13 protein-coding genes are annotated in these 24,367 nt (G+C 55.1%); 4 read left to right on the top strand and 9 right to left on the bottom strand.

All coding sequences use genetic code 11. From position 1 onward, the window contains the following. Positions 1-120 precede the first annotated feature (120 nt). Positions 121-744 (bottom strand): glutathione S-transferase, encoded by a 624-nt coding sequence (locus B9A31_RS08725; protein WP_019098551.1) that lies wholly within the window; start codon positions 742-744, stop codon positions 121-123. A 218-nt stretch (positions 745-962) separates the two neighbouring features. Between B9A31_RS08725 and B9A31_RS08730 the strand changes: the two genes are divergently transcribed. Next, positions 963-3,410 (top strand): acyl-CoA dehydrogenase, encoded by a 2,448-nt coding sequence (locus B9A31_RS08730; RefSeq protein ID WP_084296883.1) that lies wholly within the window; start codon positions 963-965, stop codon positions 3,408-3,410. Positions 3,411-3,475: 65 nt separating this feature from the next. Here the strand turns inward: B9A31_RS08730 and B9A31_RS08735 are convergent, their stop codons facing one another. Continuing rightward, positions 3,476-4,990, bottom strand: a complete 1,515-nt coding sequence (locus tag B9A31_RS08735) for a hypothetical protein (protein WP_141099586.1) — start codon at positions 4,988-4,990, stop codon at positions 3,476-3,478. Positions 4,991-5,132: 142 nt separating this feature from the next. On the opposite strand from B9A31_RS08735, the gene B9A31_RS08740 reads away from it, so the two are divergent. From B9A31_RS08740 to B9A31_RS08750, 3 genes are all read left to right on the top strand, one after another. After that, positions 5,133-5,555 (top strand): PA2817 family protein, encoded by a 423-nt coding sequence (locus B9A31_RS08740; protein ID WP_080587391.1) that lies wholly within the window; start codon positions 5,133-5,135, stop codon positions 5,553-5,555. Between the two features lie 173 nt (positions 5,556-5,728). Then, positions 5,729-6,268, top strand: a complete 540-nt coding sequence (locus tag B9A31_RS08745; RefSeq protein WP_019099422.1) for a fimbrial protein — start codon at positions 5,729-5,731, stop codon at positions 6,266-6,268. A 62-nt stretch (positions 6,269-6,330) separates the two neighbouring features. Then, positions 6,331-7,059 (top strand): fimbrial biogenesis chaperone, encoded by a 729-nt coding sequence (locus tag B9A31_RS08750; protein ID WP_019099423.1) that lies wholly within the window; start codon positions 6,331-6,333, stop codon positions 7,057-7,059. A gap of 8 nt (positions 7,060-7,067) precedes the next feature. Here the strand turns inward: B9A31_RS08750 and B9A31_RS08755 are convergent, their stop codons facing one another. From B9A31_RS08755 to B9A31_RS08790, 7 genes are all read right to left on the bottom strand, one after another. Beyond that, a complete protein-coding gene (locus B9A31_RS08755; protein WP_019099424.1) occupies positions 7,068-8,585 on the bottom strand; it encodes a hypothetical protein in 1,518 nt (505 codons plus the stop codon). A 48-nt stretch (positions 8,586-8,633) separates the two neighbouring features. Further along, on the bottom strand, positions 8,634-10,823 hold the full coding sequence (locus tag B9A31_RS08760) for an autotransporter outer membrane beta-barrel domain-containing protein (protein WP_084296884.1): 2,190 nt from the start codon (positions 10,821-10,823) through the stop codon (positions 8,634-8,636). A gap of 179 nt (positions 10,824-11,002) precedes the next feature. Further along, positions 11,003-13,042 (bottom strand): hypothetical protein, encoded by a 2,040-nt coding sequence (locus B9A31_RS08765; protein WP_141099587.1) that lies wholly within the window; start codon positions 13,040-13,042, stop codon positions 11,003-11,005. Between the two features lie 173 nt (positions 13,043-13,215). Then, complete coding sequence (locus B9A31_RS08775; protein ID WP_027615870.1) at positions 13,216-16,923, bottom strand: RHS repeat domain-containing protein; 3,708 nt, start codon at positions 16,921-16,923, stop codon at positions 13,216-13,218. 35 nt (positions 16,924-16,958) lie between these two features. Further along, positions 16,959-19,781: a hypothetical protein gene (locus tag B9A31_RS08780; RefSeq protein ID WP_019099430.1), complete on the bottom strand. Its 2,823-nt coding sequence runs from the start codon at positions 19,779-19,781 to the stop codon at positions 16,959-16,961. Between the two features lie 2 nt (positions 19,782-19,783). Further along, the gene (locus tag B9A31_RS08785) at positions 19,784-22,240 is read right to left on the bottom strand and encodes a hypothetical protein (RefSeq protein ID WP_020424255.1); all 2,457 of its coding nucleotides are present in this window, start codon (positions 22,238-22,240) and stop codon (positions 19,784-19,786) included. A gap of 91 nt (positions 22,241-22,331) precedes the next feature. After that, positions 22,332-24,119 (bottom strand): hypothetical protein, encoded by a 1,788-nt coding sequence (locus tag B9A31_RS08790; protein ID WP_020424256.1) that lies wholly within the window; start codon positions 24,117-24,119, stop codon positions 22,332-22,334. Positions 24,120-24,367: the final 248 nt, after the last annotated feature.

Genomic DNA, 24,367 nt, shown 5'->3' on the forward strand with positions numbered 1-24,367 from the left:
CCGAAGAAAAAGGTGCAGGACACGCCAGGCAAAGTCACTGGCGCAGTGAGTGCGGCCATGGTGCAAGGCCAGGCCGCACAAGTACAGTCACATCTATTGATAATGACTATCGAAGCAGGGTCAGGTGAGCGCGGTCATCACCGCGGCCTGATAGGCCGGGCGCTGTTTCAGGCGCTCATACCAGGCTTCCAGGTGGTACATGGCCGGGCGCTCGATGGGCATTTCGAACCAGGCATAGATGAAGCTGCCCAGTGGGATGTCGCCCATGCCGATCTGGTCACCGGACAGGTAAGGCTGTTGGGCCAGGGTTTCGTCGGCGATGGCCAGCAGCTGGGCGCATTGCTTGTGCGCGGCGTTGATCGCCACCCAGTCGCGCTGGTCTTCCGGGGTGCGCAGCAGGCCCCAGAACAACGGGCGGAACGGTGTGGCGAAGGATGAGGTGGTCCAGTCCATCCACTTGTCGGCCAGGGCACGTTGGCGCGGGTCTTCGAGGTACCAGCCCTGCTCGGCGCCGTATTCGGCGCACAGGTAGCGGACGATGGTGTTGGACTCCCACAGGGTCAGGTCGCCATCTTCCAGCATGGGCACCAGGCCGTTGGGGTTGCGGGCGCGGTAGTGCGGCTCGTTGACCACGCCGAAGGCGCCGCCGGCGTCGATGGATTCGAAGTCCAGACCCAGCTCGTGGGCGATCCACAGCGCCTTGCGCACATTGCTTGAATTCTTGCGGCCCCAGATCTTCAGCATGGCAACGTCCTTAATGAATGCGGAGGTGGTGCAGTCTACTCCAGACATTCGCCGCCTGTACCGGGCTCTTCGCGGGCTTGCCCGCGAAGAGCCCGGTACAGGCAAGAACTGAAACTCCGGCAGCCACACCCTGTCACTGTTCTGAACCTGCCGTTCACAGCGTTGCGTCTAAGCTGTCTGGGACGGCTAAAGCCCCCTGGTTCCAAGGAGGACCGATTATGTTGCTGTTGTGGTTGGTGGTGCTGGTAATCGGCGCGGCATATCTCACGCACCGGCGCCTCGCGCCTTTGCAAATACTGGGCATCATGGCGGCCTATGTGCTGCTGATGGGCATTTTCAGCAGTGCGCCCGGCTGGCTATTGGCCCTGATCTGGGTGGTGCTGGCACTGAAAATCGCCCTGGTGGCACTGCCGGAATGGCGCCGCAAGGTGTTCACCGGCCCGGTATTCAGCTGGTTCCAGCGTACCCTGCCGCCCATGTCGCAAACCGAGCGCGAGGCAATCGACGCCGGTACGGTGTGGTGGGACGGCGAACTGTTCAGCGGCCGCCCCGACTGGCGCACCTTGCTGGCCTACCCGGCACCGAAACTGACTGAAGAAGAACAAGCCTTCATTGACGGCCCGACAGAAGCCCTGTGCGCCATGGTCAGCGACTGGCAGATCGGCCAGGACCTGGACCTGCCGCCCGAAGCCTGGGACCACATCAAGCAGCATGGCTTCTTCGCCCTGATCATCCCCAAGGAATACGGCGGCAAAGGTTTCTCCGCCTACGCCCACTCCCAGGTAGCGATGAAGCTGGCTACCCGCAGCGGCGACCTGGCCTCCACGGTGATGGTGCCCAACTCCCTTGGCCCGGCTGAACTGCTGCTGCATTACGGTACCGACGAACAGCGCAACCACTACTTGCCACGGCTGGCGCGCGGCGACGAAATACCCTGCTTTGCCCTCACGGGCCCGCTGGCTGGCTCCGACGCAGGTGCCATGCCCGACACCGGCATCATCTGCAAAGGCCAGTGGAACGGCGAAGAAGTACTGGGCCTGCGCCTGAATTGGGAAAAGCGCTACATCACCCTCGGGCCTGTCGCCACCCTGCTGGGCCTGGCGTTCAAGGCCTACGACCCCGACCACCTGCTGGGCGATGAAGAGCAGTTGGGCATCAGCCTGGCGCTGATCCCTACCGACACCCCCGGCGTTGACATTGGCAAGCGCCACCTACCGCTGGGCGCCGCGTTCATGAACGGCCCCAACAGCGGCAAGGACGTGTTCGTACCACTGAGCTTCCTGATCGGCGGCCAGGCCATGCTCGGCAAAGGCTGGATGATGCTGATGAACTGCCTGTCGGTGGGCCGTTCGATTTCCCTCCCGGCAGTCGGCACCGGCGCCGCCAAGTACACCAGCCTGGTGACCGGCCAGTACGCGAACATTCGCGAGCAGTTCAACGTGCCGCTTGCCGCCTTCGAAGGCATCCAGGAATCGCTGGCACGCATCGGCGGCAATGCTTGGCTGATGGACAGCGCCCGCCTGCTGACCGCCAAGGCGGTGGACCTTGGCGAAAAGCCTTCTGTGCTGTCCGCAATCCTCAAGTATCACCTGACCGAACGCGGCCGCGAGTGCATCCAGCACGCCATGGACGTCCACGGCGGCAAGGCCATCATCATGGGGCCGAACAACTACCTGGGGCGCAACTGGCAAGGGGCGCCGATCTTCATCACGGTCGAAGGTGCCAACATCCTATCGCGCAACCTGATGATCTTCGGCCAGGGCGCCATCCGTTGCCACCCGTTCGTACTCAATGAGATGGCCTTGGCCGGCCGTGAGGACCGCGACCAGGCACTGAGAGAATTCGACGACCTGCTGATGAAACACGTCATGTTCGCCGCCGGCAACGCGGCCAGCACGCTAGTGTTCAACCTGGGGCTGGGGCGGTTCGAACCCGTACCCGGTGATGCCTTGAGCCAAGGTTACTTCCGCGCCCTCAATCGCCAGGCCGCTGCCTTCGCCTTGCTGGCCGACCTGTCGATGATGCTGCTGGGCGGTGCGCTCAAGCGCCGCGAACGCCTGAGCGCACGCCTGGGCGATGTGCTCAGCTACCTTTACCTGTCCAGTGCCGCGCTCAAGCGCTATCACGACCTAGGCTCCCCCGAGCACATGCAGCCACTGCTGCGCTGGGCCATGGAAGAAAGCCTGGGCCAGGCGGAAAAGGCGCTGGACAAGCTGCTCGACAATTTCCCCAACCGCTTCGTCGGCTGTGCATTGCGAGTGCTTGTGTTCCCCTTCGGCCGCCGTCATACCGGGCCGAGCGATGAACTGGATGCCGAGGTGGCAGCACTGATCGGCCGCAGCAAGGGCGACCCGGCGCTGGAGGAATTGCTTGCCGGATGCTTTAGACCACAAGCCGAGGGCGACCCGGTAGCAGCACTGCAGCGGGCCTGCGATCTTCTGGACGAAGCTGCGCCACTGCACAAAGTGCTGCATCAGGCGATTAAGGAGGGTAACGCTTATCCTGCTCCCGGGCAGTCAGCCATCGATGCCGCCGTCGCGAGCGGGGCACTGCAAGCTGAGGAGGGGTACCGGTTGCATGCGGCGGAACAGGCACGACGGGCGGTGATCGATGTGGATGCATTCGACAAAGAAATGCTGAGGCTGACACAGGGTAGAATCCGCTAAACATCAATTGACTTGGCGCCAATCGGGCCCTGTGCCCGCTTGGCGCCAGCGCTCGCACGCCTGCTTCAGTCATTGAAGAATTTAACGGCTTGGGTCGCTGAATATAGAGGGACAGGAATGACCGTGACCGCCCAGTACAACAATCGGCTACTGCCCAGATCGCGCCCTGCAATGACGCTTACGGTCGAAGGGGCCGAGTTTCCCGGGGTGAAAACCCCGGCGTTGGAAACCGAACCGCCGCCATGGAGGGTAGACCACTCCGTTTCACCAGCAGGCACGGGCATATCCTTGCCTTCGTCCACATCGTAGTACCACAACTGGAGGGTCAAACTACCGTTAACAACAGAGTATTTAATATAGTGCGTTTGCCTGGCGTATAACGTGACAAATGTAGAAAGGGCAGAATTACCATTCACCGTTACTTTGATGACATCGAACACTGCTCGTTCCCTGACCGTCTCCACCTGCGCTGGCTTCTCCAACGTCTTCCGAACATCTTCGTATATTACAGATGGTGCCTGAGAAGGCGGCGGCACATAATAGCAAGCGCTATCGCTTTTCTCCAGCGCTCCATGCTGATCGCCAACAAATACTATCGTGGCGTTTTTCAAATCGGATATTTCCATCAGCTCTTTTTCAAACCCCGCGCCGACTATGCACATCAACGGGCTTACTGATAACGGATCGCCCGCAACGCCTATATCAGCATCTTCCATGGCAGCGCTGCGCTTACGCTTGTATCCAACTTTAAAGAATACTGTTGCCGGTAGATCCTGGGATGGGTCTACCAGGGCCGTTCCTTCCGGCACCATCAAGGACGCCATCCACTCACTGTCAAGGGGGCGCTGCGGAATCGGGATTTCCGGAAAGGCCGTAGCAAAGACGGCAGCAACAAACTCATGAGAGGAGCCCCATGTAAGGTCAGTGGACAACATGTCACTGCCCCTCTCCAACTCTGCGGTTGAGGGCGACACAAGGTCATAAACTATACCCTCCAAGTCTGCAGCGGGCACTAATGCCACATCTTGCAGCCAGGGGTTTTCCGGAGCTGCAAGCAAGTGATAAAGCACTACCTTTTTTTGCTCATTATAGTGCTCGGCCAATAGCCGCTGTTCGCTATCGTTTCCGCTGTAGGTATAGTCCACTGCACCATTCCACACCAGACTCACCGCTCTACCTGCCAGTGTCGAGTAGACGATTCTAAAGCGCTCATCGGAAGCTGCAAAAGCGATGCTGATTATCAATGTCCTGTGACCGGGTAGTTCCATTCTCCGAACATAGCTCATCCAGGGGGCGCTCGCGCCCGCGTCTGTAGTGAGCGTGACTTCCATTTCTCTCAGCGCCCGCTGCTCCAGGTCAAGGAACAAGGTAGCGCCAGAGCTTCTGTATGCCAACTTAGGCAGCCCCATCTGTAACTGTTTGAATTTCTTGGTGCCGGGGCCGGTTTGCCTGCCCAGATTGATCATTTCCCCTGGGGCATCGGACAATGCAGGGTAACGATCATGCCAAAGCGTATTGAGCGTGCGCGTCCCAATATCCATTACCCCAAGATAGTTTGGTGATTGCGATTCAGTACTCATTGCGTGTCTCCTCTGTAATCCCTATCAGATTCCCGATGCCAGCATGACCGGCATTGCCCGCCTCGAATACTGGCAAAAATGTCAGGTCAGCCCCCGCGACTGCTCGATGGATCACAACGCGGTACAATGGCGGCATTGCCTCATGCCTAAGGACACATCCGTGACAAACGCCTTCCAAAACTATCACCTGCAACTGCTCGAGCACGTGCGCAGCATCCTCGTAGCCCTTGAAAACGCCGAGCAGGTGCCTGAAGAAAGCCATGCGCTGTTTTTGGAGCGCTTCGATGAACTGCTTGCCCTGCTGCCCTTAGAACCGTTACAGAGCCAGTACCTTGGCCAAGACCTGATGTGCCAGGTTATCCAGCGTTACCCCCAGTTCGCTCATCTGGTGCCTCGTGATCTGCTCTGGTTCTTTGGCGGTGACTGCCTGCACTTCATGCCTGACGCAGAGCTTGATCTGTATCAGCAACTGGAGGAGCTTCGCTACGAAGCAGAGCAGCGCGGAGCACCGTTCGACTGGAACGTGGAAAAACAGCAACTGCTCGCCTCGCGGCAGGCTGAGTGATCCTGGGAGTGGCAGCCCCGTAAAATCGAATTCCACCCTGCCCTATAGCGAATTGACCTACAGATTTGGTTTCCGCATCGCAGTTAGTCTCTTCTCCGCGATCAGCCGGCGCTCCCCATGGCCTCGGCTGAAGCGCACAAAACTAACAACTAACCTTCAATCTGGAGCGCTCAATGAAACGTATTTTTGCACTGCTGGCTTTCGGCCTTGGCTGCAGCTCAGCCATGGCCAACACGGGTATCATCAACTTCGAAGGTACTGTAAGTGCCGGCGGCACTTGCCAGATCGACGTCGTCACGCCTGGCGGCCCTGGCCTGCCGAAAGTCTATTTGGGCGACTTCAGAACTTCAGACTTCACAGCAGTCGGGCAAAAAACCCGGCTCGAAAAGTTTGCCCTTCGCGTAGACCCTGCGAAGTGCCCCGTCACCGCTGGCGACGTTGCAGCAGTCACATACAGTGCCAACTATGGTGCTGACCCATCCGGCAAACTGTATCAACTGCAGAGTGGCATCGGTTATGCTTCCGGTATGGCCTTGGCGATCTTTGACAAGAGCAACGCTCAGCTCGCCCCTGATGCAGAGTCGGTAGAATATGCACTGAGCGACACTCAAGTTACCGATATGAACTTTACCGCCCAGTTGCACACAACTGCAGCGTCGGTAACTGAAGGGCACATTGCCACCAGCGTCAACTTCCTGGTCGATATTCGATAACTCGCCATGGCACAAGCGCAGCCTGCTGCGCTTGCTCTCTTACTCATTCATGACTTGCCTCAATGCCTAATTCACTCATTTTCCGTTTACTTCTACTCACTGGCCTGTCAAGCGGCATGATTGCCTCAGCCCAAGCAGCGCTTACCATCAGCACTACACGCATCATTCAAGCAAGTGACAAGCAAAGCAGTTCAATCATCGTTGCCAATCCCAGCACTCAAACCTTTGCCGCACAGAGTTGGGTCAACACCGAAGCTGACGACAATATTACCGCCGTTCCACTCATTGCCACCCCCGCGCTATTCCGCCTTGCGCCGGGCAGTGAGCAGACTGTTCAGATCAATCAAATCCCGAATAATCTGCCCAAGGACAAGGAATCCTTGTTTTACTTCAATGTACAGGAAATTCCGCAAACCGATGGTGACCCGTCAAACACACTGACCATTGCCCTGCGCACCCGGATCAAACTACTTTACCGCCCCGCCGAACTGCAAGAACCCCTTGAGGACGGCCTGAAAAAACTGCAATGGTCCTTACAGCGACTTGACGGCAAAACTCAACTGGTTGTGCATAATCCCTCACCCTATCATTACACCTTCAGGCAGGCGCACCTGGAAAACGGCAGCACACGCAAGCGCATTGAAGCCCATAAAATGGTTGCCCCAGGTGGCACTCAGGCATACCCCGTAGAAACGTTTGCAATAACCCCCAAAATGCACGTGACTTTCACAACCATCAACGACTTTGGGGGCACCACTGCCGAAATGAGAGCTCCTGTTTCCGGCCCATGATAACCACGTCAAGACTGCAACTGAGGTCTCATTTCAGGGAATTTTACCCAACTGTACCCCTGATTGAAACTTACATTGACATGTACCGTGAACGGGTTATTAAGCAACAGTGTTGACAGGTACGACTTCAGCACCACCACATCGTTACGTGCGCCAATGCCGTTTTCAACATCGTCCGCCTCAATCGCATAGTTTTTCAAAACTTGGTGCGGCTCCGCCTCTTGGCCATTGCTCAGGGTCCCGGTCACCCAGATATCGACCCATTGCCCTTCCGCCATGAACTTCCAGGTTCCCAATGTCACCCGGTTACGCTCATCCGCATCGGACAACTTGAATATCCCGTTCCTCACGCCAGCCAGTTGAACGACCGGTAGGCCCCGGCTCAACGAACCAACAGTAAGGCCTACTGGCGGCGAAGGGTAATCGTGACGCTTGTCGCCCGAGACGACATAGTTGACCTGGATGGTCGTTGCGCCCTGTGCAGCCACCTTGTCTTCAGGAATTTCGAATTGACGCGAACGTCCCTGGTATTCGGTAGAGGTCGAGTAATACCCTGGGTCTCCGGGCTGGCCCCATTCCACCCGTAATGTTTCATCGGGGTAAACAACTGCTTCAGCCGGTACCTTTATGAGAAGGGGTGGAGCCAGATCATTGAGTGCCAGATGCAGGTTTTCCTGATCCCCCGTGGTTTGCTCGATGCTCAACAATGGCAGCGCTCGCAAGCCAGCCGACACACTCAGTTTAAGAGGCCTGGGGAACACACTGATATTGCCGGCTCGATCCTTGATGGCATAGTACACATAGCGGTCTCCGTCTCCTCGTTCAAGCACCAATGCGCCAGGGAAATCGATGTAGACCGGCCTGATAGTGTCTTCAAATGTCAGTTCATGTTCACCAGCCTCCATTTCCGCAAAGGGCTCGGTATCCCAATAATAGATAACCGTGTCACCTGCTTTGGGCGTGATATATCCAGGCACCTGGGTTCGCAGGCGTTGATCGTGGTTCCTCAGGTAGCGCTCCGTAAGCCCGTCACGTTCGATTTCTTCCGGGTCTTCAACGACCGTCAGAAGGCCCTGGCCTGCGCCCAAAACAGGCGCCTGCAAGTCGATCAATACCTCCAGCGTCTTGGAAAGGCTCGTGTCAAGGTTGGCATTGGTTACTTCGTAACGCAGCACATGGGGGCCGTCAGTCAGCTTGTCCTTGGGAACACTCAGGATCAGATCCCCAGGCTGCACAGGGGCCTCCCAGGACCCTTGATCCACTTCTACCTCATCCCAGAGCAATTTCAGCAGTTCCGGCCTGCCAGGGCGTGGATCACTGACCGGCCACATGGGTACGATCACCTCCAGATCCTTCTCGGTAGCGCTGATGGGGAGCAGGTTGATGTCGCCACCCGGGATGTCGTCAAGCAAGTCAGTCACCGTGACAGCCTCTAGTAGCTCCTTGAACAACAGCTTCGACCACGGCTTTAGTAACCACTTTAACAACTTGTTCAGTAACGACTCATTGTCTGACATTTGGCTCATTTAGTGACTCCCACTAAAAAGGAGGCCCTAGGGCCTCCTGATGAGTACTTACCAGCTATACCGCACGCCAAGGTTCACACCCCAGGGCTGGTCGATATGTTCGCCGCGGCTGTGATCGATATCGGCATGCAGCTGCAGGCTTTGCGCTACGGTAACAGCCACACCGGCGCCCACCTCCAGGCGGGAGCCTGAGAGATCGTTGGAGAAGCGGTTTTCGTTGACCTTTACATCATTGTTGTTGATGAACTCGTGAGCGTAGGCAGCACGCAGGTAGGGTTGAACAATGCCACCCGCTGACATCTCGAAGTTGCGCCCGACTGTCGCACCAGCCTTGCCCAGCACGGACCGGACAGCGTCGCCTTGGGCCTGCAGGTCATTGTCCAGGTGATAGTCTTTTCCTTGAATATAAGCGGTGGACCACTGGGTAAAAGGCTCAACGAAATACCCTTGATCGAGCTCGATGTGACGACCGAACTCGGCCGATACACCAACACCGTTGTTGCCGTAGTGGCCTTTGGTTTGTGCGCCGTCGCTCAAGGCAACCGTGGAATCGTTGTCAAAGCGGTTCAACTTCACTACGCCGTCGAAGTAGTACCCGCTGACGCGGTCAAGCCAGGTGGTGTACATCCCGAGGTAGTAGCTGTCCACCTCACCACTGGTGCCGCCCTCCAGGTTCAGGTCCGAACGGCCGTAACCAGCCAATACACCCAGTAACCATTGACCATCACCAACCGGCAGCGGCGCATCTGCACCGAGGGAAAACCCGTGTTGGGTTTGTTTGTAAGCAACACCGGAACTTGCGGCAACATCAAACTTGTTGCCATAGGTCCGAACCCAGCCACCGGCCTTGCCATCATCCAGACGCAACTCGCCCATGCGGCTGCGCAAAGAGGTCAACTCGCCGTACCATACGGTTGGCGCAGTATTGAACAGCGCCAATACCGAGCGGGTGCCAGGGCTGATGATCTTGCTCGAACCGTCGAGGAACCAGTCGTCACCACGCTGTACCAATTCGTAGGAAAACGCCCCCAGATCCACAGGCCCGTTAACCAACGAGAACGAAGCATCACCCCCGCCCGTATGCACCACCTGAAGCTGGTTTTCTGCTTGCGGCTCTGCACCACTGCTGCCGATCAGCAAGCTATGGCTGCCCGTGGCTGTGCCAGTGATATCAAGGAAATCGGTCTCCCCGGTGGCGAAGTTGGCATCCATTTCAAACGTGCCTTCACCTGACAGGTTGTCCAGCGTCAACCGATGGTATGCATCGGGCTGGCCAAACTGCACGGTCCCGCCAGCGAGCACCAGATCGCCGACCTTGGCGTCGTCGACCATCGTCCAGCGTGACTGATCGCCAATAGACAGTTTGCCGACATTTTCCAACTGGCCCGTGAGCGTAGCTTGCCGATCCAGTGATATGGCTGCACTGGACCCCTCCTCCACTTTTACGTTGCCCACTAGGTTGGCGTTCACTACAGCCAGGTCGGCACTCGACTGGTTGCGCACTTCGAGGAGGTTGCCATTGCTAGCGCTAAGCTGTGCGCCATTGCTGACCGTGATTTTGGCTGTGGCACCCCCTTCGGTCTCCCCATCCACCAGTATGGCCGAACCGTCTTTCCCGACGACTTGCGAACCATCCAGATCGATACGGGCCTCGCCGGCACGGCCATCGGTATTTACCAAAATACCTTCCTGTGCGCCGACGATCGTGCTGCCCTGCGCCTGGAGCCAGCCATTGAGCATGCGCACGCCGGCACTGCCCTGCCCTGTGCCCTGTACCGTACTGCCATTGAGGTGCAGTTCTGAGTCACTGGCAATGAGCGCACCACCCTTCCTGCCGCTGATGTTACTGCCCGTAACCCACGCCTGCGAGCCGACGCCATTACTGCGGCCCAAGACAACACCACGCTCATCGCTGGTGATGGTACTGCCATTGATGTCAGCGCGCGCGCTCCCCTCCATCAACACACCGTCCCTGGCCGATGTCACCGTGCTACCGTTGAGTTCCAGCGCCCCACTTTCACGCAGGAAGATCTGGTCCGTGCTGGCGCCGTTGCCCGTCAGCTTTGCACCGCCCTGAACCTGATAACTATCAGGCAAATTACTGCCATCGATGACCGTGTCACGGTCGACGATGACCTGCGCCACCGCCACATCCCCTACATACAAGCTTAACGGCAGCGCCGCCATGCAACACACCAGCCCATTGCGAACTTTAAATTTCTTGAAGTTACTTTTCATTTCCAAAATCTCATGCAGATCTAGAAGCAGGCACGTTAATGAGTGAATGAAACACATGAGTCGGTGCCGATCGCGATCAAGCTACAGGAAATAAATCAAGCCACTATAGGAAAAGCCTTACAACCTAGCGCGAATAGCCCTACGCTGCGCGACATCCTTTTCGCGCAGCATAAGTTAATTCAGATGCCACCACCTTCAGGATTACAAACACCAGAGGGTGGCATAAAGGAAAGCTCCACCTTGGCTTCAATCGAAGGAATGTCTCCCTTGGCCGTCTTTAGTGTATATTGCACATTTGCGCGAGAACTATTGAACCTTGGGTCCGGGTTCCCTTCATGTGTGGGAAGCACATTGGTCTCGTAGGGGATCCGCCAGGTAAAGCCCGTGATCGGATGCTCACTATCTATAGCGATCGGAATGTCTAATGTGACAGCGTCAATTTCATCGAAACCTAAATCATCACTCTCGCCTCTGTACACCCACCACTTTGCTTGAATCTGCGCAAATGGAGAGAACTGATAATACTCGGTGAGGTCCGGAATCAACACCTCGACAGCGGGCCCGTCAGCATGATCGTTACTGCGTTGTATCGAAGTACAAGTAACCCTGCCATTTACCAGATGTTCGAATGTTGCGGCAACAGGTGTAATAGTGATTGCATCAACGGAGACAGGCGTAACTTTCGAGCGCACAGGGTTATGCACGCCTGGGCGTGAAGCCAAATAATCGACAAGTATAGCCGGGCCATTGCCACCCTTTTCGATAACAGCCCAAGGCACCTCTACCGATACCGTGTCACCTGGGCTGTCGGTGCCTGACACGGTGTAAGTCGCCGCTGGCTCACCTGCCCAATAGAATTCAAGTTCATCATCTTCCTCGGCGAAGCTGTAGAGCTCAATTTCCAGATCGGCAATTAAACCCGCATCATCAGCATTCAATTCATTATCGTCACTCGTGCCTCCCCTGCCCTTGACTACAACTTCTTTTAAACCGGGATGAATGGGCAGTGGCCATTCTGGATCGGGGCCACCTGGGTCCATGGTTTCGAAGTCTACGTTAATATCAGTATCAGCGCCGCCCACCGGATGGGTACCACGCATCAGGACATAGCTGACAGTGGTGGGCAGGGGCCCCTTGTTATTACCGTAAGCGCGCAGCAATACCTCATCGGATACTTTTACCGGGATATTCTCTTTAGTAGCAGACCCAACCGTTTCAGCCGGTAACGCTATGCCACCCCAAGTCACCACCACAGTATCGGTGGCTTTCATATGTTCCTGCCAAGGAACCCATACTTCCACACCCAAATGAGCGTCAGCCTGGTCAATCAAAAAACCGTCAGCCGCTGTGGCCAACGGCACCAGAGGGTCATCAAAGGTAGCAGGCAGTTCGCCCAACGCTACAGGAATACTGGTCCAGACAGACAACGCACTGATGTTGAGGGCCTTGTCGACCAGCAGGTAGAGGGCATACACCCCGCCATCCCCAACGGCGCGGATTTTATCTTCAGGAATCGATAGCTCCTGATCGGCACCTGTCGTAGGTAGCGCCACGATCGGTGGATCAAGGTCTTCAACCTTGTCTGGAAGGCGACTCATCCAGTACACCAAGACCTGATCGCCTTCTGCCCAGCTGGAATAGGCGGGTAGTTTCAACTTGGCACCCACTTTCAACGATTCATCGGTCACAACCGGGATATCAGGGAACTTGGGCGGCGCCGCATGCGAATAGGGCGGGTTTCGGTCGAAAATAAGCGTCAGGGGCCCCGACCAGGAAGCATCCCCATTGATATTCATGACCCAACTTCTGAAATGGTGGGTGCCGTCCACTCGCAGCGCGTCTTGATCTTTAGGGATTACTACGGGATATGGATCAGGCGTACCGGGTTCGCGAAAATCGCCAACCTTTTCGTAAACCGTCGTCCACGTGGCACCATCCCTGGAGTGTTCAATGCGAAGCGTGTCTTCACGTGTCCTCACCCAGAGTGGCACGCTCAATACAAAGGGCAATGCAGGGTCAGCGGGACCGCCGCTTTCTTCAATTGTAAATTTTCTGTAGACCAATCCACTGGGTGGATCGGCCAGCATACTCCCATCAATTACCAAGTCTTCCATACCCGAATGAATTCGGGGATCAAGATGGGGCTTATGGTCTGCAAGCGAACGCAGGTATGCCTTACGCACGCGTTCGGAAGCACTGTACGCCTTGGAGTCACTCATGATGCGCCTCTGGTTTATCAGGTTGACGGGTAGCTGCGCTGCTGAAAGCATTCAAAGCCATCCCGGCATTCTGCACAACTAGCACTATTACCAGGTGACAAACTCATGAGTTTCCAGCCATGAAAAAAGGGCCGCAATGCGGCCCTGTTTTAAAGGTACTCTACCAGGATGACTTAAGGCTGCTCTTGAGAGACCAATCGATCCAGCGGGTCATATCCATAGGCAAAGCCATTGACACTTTCCAGGCGCCCCAAGGCGTCATAGGCTAGTTGACGCCCCTGTTCATCAACCACCATATTTCCGTCATCGTCATACTCCAGCGGCACCTCGATAGGTTGCTCGGACATGCCCCTGACCGTGAAACCAGTGAGTTGTGCAGGATCGGCAAGATTCGCGAAATGGTAGACAACGTCTACTTCGCCTTGAGCATGTGCGGTGAGCACACGTGTGATATTATCGATCGCATCGAACCTGAACGTCTGCCGACGTATACGGTTACCATAAGGATCCACAGGCATATATTCATCGATTCCACTGCATGTATACTCGACCAAACGGCCCCGCTCATCGTAATCGAACACTTCCCTGCGCAGCAGCTCTTTCCCCCGACGCAACACCTTGCCGATAATTCGATCCGCCTTGTCATATCGCTGACTCAAGGTTTGCTTCGCATCCCCAAAATCGAATGTACGCGAGATTTCTCTATCAAAATCGTCAAATTTCAATTGGGTGCCAAGCCGCCGAGCTGGCTCGCCCGGCGTATTGTCAATCGTCTCGAAGAAATCGTTGCGCCCCAGGTCATCGTATTCAAAGTTACTGTGCAGTGTGCCAAGGCTCGTCGATTTCAAGCGAGCAGCCCCGTCGTAGCTGTAGGATTGCTCAGCACCCAGCACATCTATGTAAGACAGCATCTTACCCTGCAGGCTATGCACGTACTTCATTTCGTAAGGCTTGCCACCGTCAAATGAACATGTCTCTGATTTCAGCTCACCCGTGCTGAAATAGTCACGTGTCATGGCAACCCCGTGCTCTGAACACGACAGCAAGCGTGCATTCTGTGGGTCATAATCAAAATGCCCTGTAATGCCCGCGTCGACCTGCTTGCGCTCAACAGCCTCTTCACCCAACTGCGGCACGTATTTATATTCGATACGCTTTTTCTTGGGCGTAATCACCGCCTTGGGCTTACGCTGGCCTGGCTCATACTCCAGGCTTCGCAGACGGCCACCCGTTGTCGACTCGACCAGACGATCCAGCCCGTCGAACCGCTGCAAGCCCAGCACGCTCGGTTCGCTACCGCCCCGCCGAGTGACTTGAATCAGTTCCGGCAGGTCTCCAGTACTGTGCAAAGCATAGTCGCGATGAACCAGCGCACGGTCGGCAAGCGTGTGATCTACCAACCGATTGAACGCATCGTAGCTAAACCACGTTTCATTCTGCTCGGCATCTTTTTCCCTGACTGAACGCCCAAGGCCATCGTAGAAGTACTGATGAACGCTGTAAGGCTTTCTGCTTGCTGTCAAACGCTCGACTCTGACTGGTTTTTCGAACAGATTCATGAACGTGATGGTTTGGCCGCTGCCAAGCACTGCGTTCTCGGACTCACTCCATGTACGCCGCACCGGCCCCAGCCGTTCCGGTGTGCCGATGGGGTCGACCCGGTCATGATGCACAACCTTATCAGGGCCCACCGTTTTACAGCGCTGCCCCCAGTTGTCATAACTGAAAGTGGTCTTCAACGGTACATCTTCGTCCCTGTGCCAGTCGAACTCAACTTCCTCGATCAAATCGCCCAGCCCGTCATACATGGCCTTGTAGGTTGGACGATAGTTCGGCTCCTGGCCTTTTTGCACAAAATCACGATCGATGCGCTTGGCCTCGACAACCCGGTTAAGGCCATCGACAGTACTCAAGGTTGAAACCCCTTTGACGTCTATCTGCTCTTGAGTGGCCTTGCCACCCGAGCTGGAAACCAACGCGTAATGATAATGGCGCGATGCGGTGTAAGCCGTTCCCGGTGCGACGGTTTCGCGTATCACTCTGCGCAACAGATCATATTCGTATTCGATCTCTACATCGTTGTCATCACGGTTGAGCAACGGCTCGCCAATCAGCAACGAATGCTGCAAGGTAATTTCCTTGCGGGCATGGTGTTTGGCCCCATGGTCGAAACCGGTGATGACTTGTTGGGTTACCAGAACCGGATGAGTCGTCGGTTTTTCGGGGGTATCCGAGTAGCTATAGTCGATCGTCGTCTGCCGCCCATTCCTTGTCGTTATCTCTTGCTCCAGCCGACCGTGGGTGAGGGGGTCGATTGGCTCATCGTTGACATAAGTGCGTTCGATTTCCTGCAGCACCGTCTGCGAACCATCGCCATGCAATTGGTACTTGTCCTCATTTCGGTTAACCAGCCAACCCGGCCCGTCAACCATTACAGAGGGATGCAGCGCGTAGCGATAATGTGTGCGAAGCGTTTGTGCGCCAGCTTCGTAACCTTCGGCAGGCCTTACGATTTCCTGTTCAAGATGGCGTACGAATTTCTCCGGGTCATCATCTTGGGGATAAAACGTGCGCTCGATGCGCAGACCGCTGGGCTGAACTTCCAGCGTCTGATTGGCAAAATCATCGTATTCGGTAGTCACCGTTTCGCTACGCGGATGCACAGGCGCTTCCGGGCAGTCGAACTCCCATGAGGTGGTCACCGTCTCCGGCATCTGGAAGTACTTGGGCTGGTCCACAAAATCGACGTTGCGCTCATGGTACTTCGTGTTGATACGCCGGGTGCAGGCTTGCTCAACCGTGATTTCCTCAATCATCAAGTGAAAGCGATTGTAAATTTTCTCCACCGTACGCACTGGCTCGCCATCGCGACGCGATGTGGCAGTGGCGCCATACTTGAATGCGCGGTCAGCCACCCGGTAGAGATTGTCTTCGCCATTATCCGCCCAACTGGTCAGCGAGCCATATCCCAGGAAATTGCTTGCAGAATACGTGTAGGTCGTTTCGATGTCTGCCTGCCCGGCGCCGGGCTTGATGACATGGCGATTCACGTAGGAGAGCGCCCGGCCCTTCTCTTCCGTGCTACCCGGGAAAAGATGCCCACGCTCTTGATACTCGATCAGTTCGGTAGCCCCAAGCGGCGTATCCAATTGCGTGATGCACAGTGACTCACCCTTTTGCGCATAATCGATGGTCCACCCCGCGCCGTTCGACGTAGGCAGTGTCACCCCTGTCAATCGATCGCCGGAAATCAGCAATGAATACAACGCGGAAGCGGCTGAGTTTGGCAAGAATGTGAGTTCCACCTTGCTATCACCCACATATTCGATTTTCAACAACGTACGGTCGGCATCGTCGACGATTGACTGCAGGCACCCTTTTTTTGTGGGGTGATAAGCCAGTGTGATGCCATGGCCCGAGAGGGCTTCTACACGTACAGGCAATGCCAGTCGCAGGTCCGATGGCTGCGGTTGCAGCCATTCGACGATGCCGGATTTATGGGCGATCCGGTAGCGATGGGTGTTGCCTTCACTCCTGTTTTCAAAGTGAAAGAGTTCAAGCTTGCGTTCGGGTACAGGAGCAGGCTCACCGGGGCCGTTATCGGAAATTTTGAAACTCTGCCCTGTATGCAGATCAAGTTTGTTGTCGTTCAGGTTGTACTGGCTGAGCTGAAGCGTCCAGCCTTTACCGAAGCCGCTATTGACGTTGTTCAGTGGGCTGAAGCTCAAGCGCAATGGCAGGTTCGGGCCAACCAAGGCATTACTCGGAAGCTCAGGCAGTTCGATACTGAGCGTGTATTGCCCTGTACGCTCATCAACGCCGCCCTGCACAAAGCTCATGAAATTGAATGCGTTGGAATGAATGAATGATTGTGTTGTCATTTTCGAATCTTCGCCATCAAAAAGTCGATTGGAAATTACTGAAGCCCCAGCTCCAGATAGTTTCGACCATCCGTACCGCCCCCAAACAAAATTTTAAGCTTGTGCTTCGTACCGTAATTATCGGTTACGGTAAAGTTCATTGCCCCATCGAGCTTATTTCGATACTTTACCGGAGACCAGTAATTGAAATTCGAAACCCGGTCCAGTGTGATCAACATCGCCCCCTCAGACGGCCTATCCTGCCCTTTGAATTTGGGATCAAGCGCCACCTGAATACCTGGCTCTTGAGAAAGTAATTGCAGCTCGGCCTGATACTGCACGCCTTCTGGCATGAGGGGAGCCTCCTCAGGGCGTCGTGGCTTGAAGGCGATGCCGGTATAAGTGGCGAAACTTTCCGCTAACTGCTCCGACTCCCACTTAATCATCGAGGCGGATTCGAAATTCATCTCCACCAATTGAATGCCGTTTCCAGACAGTGACCAATAGTCTGTGGTGCGATGCCAGTAATTGAACGTATCAGTAGGCGTACTTGATCCATCCTCTTCAAAAACCCGTTTGCCGCCCGACTTTGGCCATACGAACGCGGCAAGGTTAGGCAAGGGAAGCTTGACCCCCTCCAATTCGATCTTACCTTTCTCTTTGTCTGGATTATCATCGCTGTACGAATTTTTCCACGCTCTATCATAAGCCTGAAACTTGGCCGTGAACCTGGCCACTTCCGCCACCTTCGAATGCACATACACAGTGACGTAACGCTTGCCCTCTTCTTCCCCTCGCACCCCGCTCGCCCTATCCGAACTGCCCACGGGGTAATAATCAAAATGGTTACGCTTCTTTTTCGCCGCCCACACTTCCAAACTATCGCCTGGAATACCATGCTGATCGTCAGTCAAATAAGGAATTTCATTGCCAATTTCGTCAAGCAGCACCAATGTAGCCAGCTCAGCATTACTGACCGGGTCCCAAACGTCTTCACCGTTTGAGTCAGTAAAACTGTGAGTACCAATGACAATATCAATGCCTACTTGCTGGTAACCATTTGCAAACACCATATTTCGATTTTTATTGTTCAAGCTGAGGCTAAATTCTTTGAGTGTTTTCCAACGGTCCTGCAATGCCATGGCCTGCGCAGCCAGGCCTGCGTAATGTTCAACAATGGCAACGCCCGCAAAGGGGCCGGAAAACGCGGCGATTACACTGACCTCAGCATCGGGCTGATCAGGCGCTTTATACTCCCCGGTCTCTTTGTCGATGTTTCCAGGCCCAAACACTTCCCAGCGATCTGCCGGGTCGTCATCAAGCGCAAATAGCCGGCCCGCGCCGGGTGCAAGGCGGGGTACATAATGGGGCGTGACCTGCAATCTGGGTTCCGTGCGCAGCATCACGACCGTTGCATGGCCCTTGGCCTCGCCAACACTGACTTCCACACGCTGCAAACGCACCAGCGGCACAGAACCCTCGTCTGGCGTAAACACCGCCCGCCGGGAGTCGTCGGCATCCTTGACCAACTCTCCCATTTTCTCGTCTAGCAGTTTCCACTCGACATTACCGGCAGCGTTGCTGGTAAAGGTGATAGCGCCCTGGCCCGAATACCAGACAACAACCCGCGGCGAGATTGACAGCGGCTCCGAAGATTCGATCAACAACGCTGAACGGGTAGCCGCATCAGCCTCCTCTGAAACCTTCGCTGACACTACCACTACACGCTGAGCGCTCGGCAGCTGGCCCCTTGGCCTGGCAGTGTAGGTACCGTTATTGATCGCACCCGCTGCTCGTGGGCTAATAATGTCATGGGCCTGCCAGCCGTAGAGGCCAGTGTCACAACTCACCTCGTAGGATAAGGCTTGTCCAGCACCGATATGGCTGAGTGCGGGCAAAAGCCGGCAGGTGCCTGTACCGGGCCGAATGTCGCCAAACAGGACCTTGTCATGCGGGTCGAACTCTTCATGTTCGAGGAAGCGGACGACATAGCCTTCCGGCATGATCACTTGCGCCAGCAGGCCGGAGGCAAGGTATGTGCTGTACTTTGCCCTTAGCTTGCCCAGCAACAACGTGGCACCGTAGTTGCTCACCTCTGGTGCTTCCTTTCGCGGCAGCAAATACGTAAACGCATCCGGAATGCCACCCGCATCGCTGTCACCCCGTAGTTGCATCAGCAGCAGCACTGCCCCGTCTGTTTGCGGCTGACTGCCCTGCCCGGCGCCTTCGGGGGCCTTTTGTGCAATAGGGTCGACCCTGTCAATCGTCAGTACATCGTTGCCAATAGGGGAAAAATTGATAAAACCGAACAGTGGTTCGAAGGCCGGTTGCTGCTGCAACTGCCCCAAGATGAATTGGCCCATTTTGCGCGCTGCCTGATCGGTAACTGCAAGGTTGCAGATCGGATCGGTGGCCTGGCCAAGATCGATAGCCAGTTGCTGTTGATTGCTCCCTGGCACAGGTACCACCACAAGCTTCGCTGTCATCTGCAGCGTGTAGCCCATGCCCTGGGTCAGTTCATGGCTTCTGCGCAAGCGGCTGGCACTTCCGGGTGATTTCTCCTGCGCGCTGCAACGGCCGGCAATCAGCTCCATGACCACGGTCACCGTGCTGGTGCGGCCCGAAGCCTTTTCGAACGACAGCGCGGGCGGGCCGAGCATCAGCCCATCCAGCACCACAAGCTCGGTGGATTGCGTATCGCCGTAATATTCGCCACTGATGGGTGTGATAAAATCCTGGTTCCTGAAACGCTCAATGAAACGCGCCTCAAGCAGTTGGTTGACCGAATCACGGCCGAGCGCAAGCATCGCCCCCCAACCATACATTGCATCGCCTTTGCTCAGAACATCCAGCAACTCGCGCTTGGAAGAAGTGGCCATGATCAAATCTCCCCTTGCTTATTATGGGTACGAACATGCGCACAGAACGCTTCATATTCTTCGACGTGCGAAAGCGGAATAACCGCGTAGTTCCAGATGGGCGTACGCTCTGCTGGTGTTTCTCTACCGGCAACGATGATGTAAGGGCCTTCGTTCGGCCCTGGCGTGTAGATGCCAGTAGTGGGGTTGATCTGACCGGCGCCTTTGAAAACTTTCCAAAGAGTTTCTGCGGGTGTCAGTTCGTCCTCCTCTCCTGTCTCTTCATTATCGAAGTACAGCGCCAGCTTTAAGCCACCTCCTGCTTGCGCGGTAGTTCTGAGCCCCGCCGTAGTTGTTCTCCAGGGGATGACAATATCGATCACTTCCGTCTGCCCGCCCGCCGATACCTCCACGCCGTCCAGATGAACAAGCGCGTCCACCGTGCCGGCTTCACCGACAGCTTTTTCCGGGGATTCATAGATCCGCACATTTTTGTCTACCGGAATATCCAGATCGGAATCACCGGCTTCCACTTCACGTACGGTGCCTTTGCTTGAACTGGTCATGGCCCATTTCAAGTCACCCTTTATATCGCCACCTGTCAAAACGTAGCGTGGGCGGTTATCGCCGGATTTGAAATTTGCAATTTGGAAATAGGGATAGATAGCAACGCTGTCCGCCACGACCGTTACCAATGCGCTGCTCGAGTTACCATTTGCCGTGGCTGTCACGATGACACGCCTATAGCTGTCGGTTAGCGCCCCGACTTCAGGAGGCGTATAGACCCCATCCACAACAGCGCCTACTTTTTCGGGGTCAGTTGAGCCATCTGGCAAACCTTTGACACTCCAGCTAACCGTCCCGCCAATGGCAGGGTCGAGATGAAACTTAACCGTGTTACCTGGGGCCGCGCTCACTTTTTCTTCAAGCGGCTCTACAGCGAAGGTTGTCAATTTGGGGGCCAGATCCCCTAACAGCGAAAGTTCCCCAGGCGTTACCAATAACCGTGGCGTGGCAACATCATCACTGCGGAACAAAAGGCTGTTAAGGCGTAGAGCATTAAATGGTTTGATCCCTGACGCCATGACAGCAACCTTGTCGGCCATTTGATTCACCAGGGGATCAATATGGGGCTTAATGTAATCATCAAAAGATTCCTTAACATAGTCGTTAATATAGCTGTGATCGCCGCCCCAAAACCGGGCATTATAGTTGACCTCCACCTTGCCCGGCACAATTTCTATATCACCACGCTTGTCCCCCTCACCCACCATTTTAATTCGAAGTTCTGTTTGCACCGAAACAGAAACATTGAAATCCGGATCATGACGATAATCCCTAAGCGAGTCGTGAAAGATAACAACCAACTCCTTAGTGGGACATTCCACAGCCCACTCAACGACCAGAACATCATCAGTATGTACAATTTTAAAAGAACCCGAAAAATCAAGATTCGGCCATGTGTATGTGGTGAACGTATAACGCTCATAATCACGAATCGTAGTGTCCCTGCGCCCTTGCACCGTAAATCCGACATCAGCCTTCACAGTAGAAAAAAAGCCACTTTGATCACGATCCATATTAACATTTGTCAACCCAGGGATGTCACGCACCAACTGCCACAATTGATCCTTGAGCCAGACTTCATTAGCAAAAAGAACATTCATTGTAAACGGACCATCGTTTCCATCCACCGGCGACGGCAACAGATAGGGCATATCCTTATCATTCGGTGGAAAGGTTCCTGTCTTGTCCTCAACAAACGACACCCCCACGATAACAGCGCCCTCCTCCTGCTCCTCTTGAGTGGCATTGGTAATCTGTTGTGAACGTGCCAGCGAATGTGTACGAACAGCAAATTCTTGAGGATTGAGCGCCCCCGCTAATGGCTTGATGATATTGAGCTCCCATACCCTGGCCTCCTTCGGCCATTTTTCAAACTCAGCTTTAACTGCCTCACCGAGCTTTTCGTTCATTTCCTTCCAACTGGAAACTTCAAAGGTGTACCCCTGCCCCGTTGAAAGATCCAATGTCACGCGGCCTTCGTCATCAATACTGCCGCTGTTGGTTTCATTCAGGGTTATGTCCATCCGGACCGTCGGCCCACCTAAAGGGTTCAGCACCGTATAGCTCACCAATTCCATCTGGTCACTTCCAGGCAACTGGCGCAACTGGGTGATGACGCCACTGACGACGTTCATGCTCAAGCGCGCCTTGGAACTGGCGATACTGGAATTCACGAACGACAACCGAGGCTTGTCCATCACGAGGTCGCGAACCTCGGTCCAACTACCACTTTCCGTACTTGCCCTGAAATTGACAGGCGGCAGCCATTCACTGTCATCAAAACGCTGAATATGCTCCTGCGCCAACAGCCTGTTAGCCCTGAATCGATCGTAAACCAGTAGCGCCCCCCACCCCAAAGTACGCGGTTCTGCCCGGAGGTATCTCATGTATTTTTCAAACGTAGGCCTGGCCATCACTATCACACTCCAAAATTAATTAACAATACGCAGCCTCAACACAAATAGCACTCACACTGCATTGACAATACGCTAACTAGCACTTCACTCAAGATTCCAGCGTGATACTCATTTCCGGAAACACTCTATATAGCGTCCCGCCATCGAAGCTCAACGCGACATGCAACGTAAACTGCTCGTTCAGCTTTAATTGTTCCAAAAACAGTTTTGGCAACTTAGCCTCAACGCCCATATCCGCTTCCCCTTCAGTCACGGGTATAGATGCAGTCCGCAGGTCTTCAGAAAGATCTCCCTCTTGCCCTACGCCGCTTACCCAAATATGAAGAAGTTGACCAGCCCGGCCAAATCTCCAGGTGCCCAGCGTCAATTTGGCCCCCCCACTTGGCACCCTCGATAGCGACAAGGCTTGCCCAACTACACCTTCACATTGGATTTGCGGATCTCCACTGGGAACGGGCGGGGTAATCCTTAAATGGTAAGGCGCCGAGTCCAGCGGAGAACCACTGCCAATCACGCGATACGCCACTTCAAAGCGCCTGCTCTGGTCCCGCGAGCCGCGCCCGATGTTTGCCGGTACGAATTCTTCTGGTATAAGAAAAACCAGCGGATCAGCCCCTTCGGGGGTATTGGCAACGTACTCACCAAATACCGGCCACCCACGCCAAAGCACTTCAGCACGTTCGCCCGGCAACAGCACATCGGGTACACGAACACGAACACCGCCAACGCCGTTCGCGCCAGGCAGGGTGCCATGATCCTTGCCTTCGTCTGGTGTCGCGCGGTCGATCAGGGGGACGGACAACACCCGCGTGGTAGCGATGGCCACGTTCAGCGGCTGCGATTGCAAACCTGCCCCTTCACGGCTGAAGAGGTAGGACAGGCTGACGTTTAATCCTTGATTCTCCAGCACGAAATCGACAGGCACATGCAGTACGATGGTGCCGACGGATTGCGTGCTGGCATCGACACGAACGTGTGTAAACAGCTCACGTACCGGGCTACGCCAGTACAGGGTGACGTGATCAGAAATCGACATCCCGGGGTAACCGTCTATATGGATTGTCAATCCATCCCGGAAGTTACCAGGATCCAACGGTTTTCCCGGGGTATACCCCACAATACGCGGAGCCGGGAGAGGTGTTGGCAGCGAGGCCTCAGAATCGATGACAAAGTCCTGAACGGGAGAATCCAGGGACCCGCTGTCAGCAAAGTCGACACTGTAAGAAACTTTAGCAGTGCCCGGATCAATGAAGCGAAAAATATTCTTACCCACGGTGAACATTAAGGGTAGATTATCGAAATGCTCTTTTTTAACCGTCAACTTTTCGGTTTCCGGGTCCTCTTCATAACCATCCTCATCAAAGCCCTGGAACGTGAAGTTAATCACGTCCCCGACTTGCATCGCCTGATAGGGCATAACGATGAACATGACGCCAGCACTGTCCAGCTCATCGGGCTTAATGACCAGGTCATGCGACTGAACAGCTTGAATGACCGCTAAACCTTCACCATCACCCTTTTCCCTGATACCCACGAGGCAGAATCTGCGCTGTGACTGGCCAACTGTGGTTACCACGTATGAATAAAAAGCTTGTCCACCTTCGGCGCTTCGAACAACAGCATTTTCTATTTTTACTTCCACGCCTTTCTCAAGATCTTCCGGCCTGACATAATACTTTGACCCTGCATCGTCAAACGCCGTCCCTTCCGCGTCGGCGCCTAACCAGCTAATGACCACCTCATGGTCAGGCTGCATACCCGTATACTTTATATACGTAAGCAGATCACTTGCACCCAATTCATCCAGGTCGATTTCGTTACTGGAAGTCAGCCCTGAAATTAACGGCTGCTCCAGCTCCACTTCATTAGTCTTCATGCAATGTCGGCCTCTACTCTATTGATTGCATCGCTGCGCTCAGCGGGCAACGGCTGCATACCGTTATAGAGTGGGTACCGAACCCAAACAACTAGCAAAAATACTAGGTCCCCGACGCCCCCCCTAAGCACCGCACCCCATCACCTGGGGACCTGGCATTTCTGCTAGGTGCCTGGCACCCCATATCGTCATACCCTGCCTGGACACGCTATACGCTGACGCGTGCATACCTCAATCAACAATCAATT

This window comes from Pseudomonas sp. URIL14HWK12:I5, assembly GCF_900176445.1.
In the GTDB taxonomy this organism is placed as follows: Bacteria; Pseudomonadota; Gammaproteobacteria; order Pseudomonadales; family Pseudomonadaceae; genus Aquipseudomonas; species Aquipseudomonas monteilii.

Bases quoted from the DNA above. Each gene is read 5' to 3' on its own strand.
- B9A31_RS08725 (WP_019098551.1), bottom strand. From the start codon at position 744: ATGCTGAAGATCTGGGGCCGCAAGAATTCAAGCAATGTGCGCAAGGCG.
- B9A31_RS08730 (WP_084296883.1), top strand. From the start codon at position 963: ATGTTGCTGTTGTGGTTGGTGGTGCTGGTAATCGGCGCGGCATATCTC.
- B9A31_RS08735 (WP_141099586.1), bottom strand. From the start codon at position 4,990: ATGAGTACTGAATCGCAATCACCAAACTATCTTGGGGTAATGGATATT.
- B9A31_RS08740 (WP_080587391.1), top strand. From the start codon at position 5,133: ATGCCTAAGGACACATCCGTGACAAACGCCTTCCAAAACTATCACCTG.
- B9A31_RS08745 (WP_019099422.1), top strand. From the start codon at position 5,729: ATGAAACGTATTTTTGCACTGCTGGCTTTCGGCCTTGGCTGCAGCTCA.
- B9A31_RS08750 (WP_019099423.1), top strand. From the start codon at position 6,331: ATGCCTAATTCACTCATTTTCCGTTTACTTCTACTCACTGGCCTGTCA.
- B9A31_RS08755 (WP_019099424.1), bottom strand. From the start codon at position 8,585: ATGAGCCAAATGTCAGACAATGAGTCGTTACTGAACAAGTTGTTAAAG.
- B9A31_RS08760 (WP_084296884.1), bottom strand. From the start codon at position 10,823: ATGAAAAGTAACTTCAAGAAATTTAAAGTTCGCAATGGGCTGGTGTGT.
- B9A31_RS08765 (WP_141099587.1), bottom strand. From the start codon at position 13,042: ATGAGTGACTCCAAGGCGTACAGTGCTTCCGAACGCGTGCGTAAGGCA.
- B9A31_RS08775 (WP_027615870.1), bottom strand. From the start codon at position 16,923: ATGACAACACAATCATTCATTCATTCCAACGCATTCAATTTCATGAGC.
- B9A31_RS08780 (WP_019099430.1), bottom strand. From the start codon at position 19,781: ATGGCCACTTCTTCCAAGCGCGAGTTGCTGGATGTTCTGAGCAAAGGC.
- B9A31_RS08785 (WP_020424255.1), bottom strand. From the start codon at position 22,240: ATGGCCAGGCCTACGTTTGAAAAATACATGAGATACCTCCGGGCAGAA.
- B9A31_RS08790 (WP_020424256.1), bottom strand. From the start codon at position 24,119: ATGAAGACTAATGAAGTGGAGCTGGAGCAGCCGTTAATTTCAGGGCTG.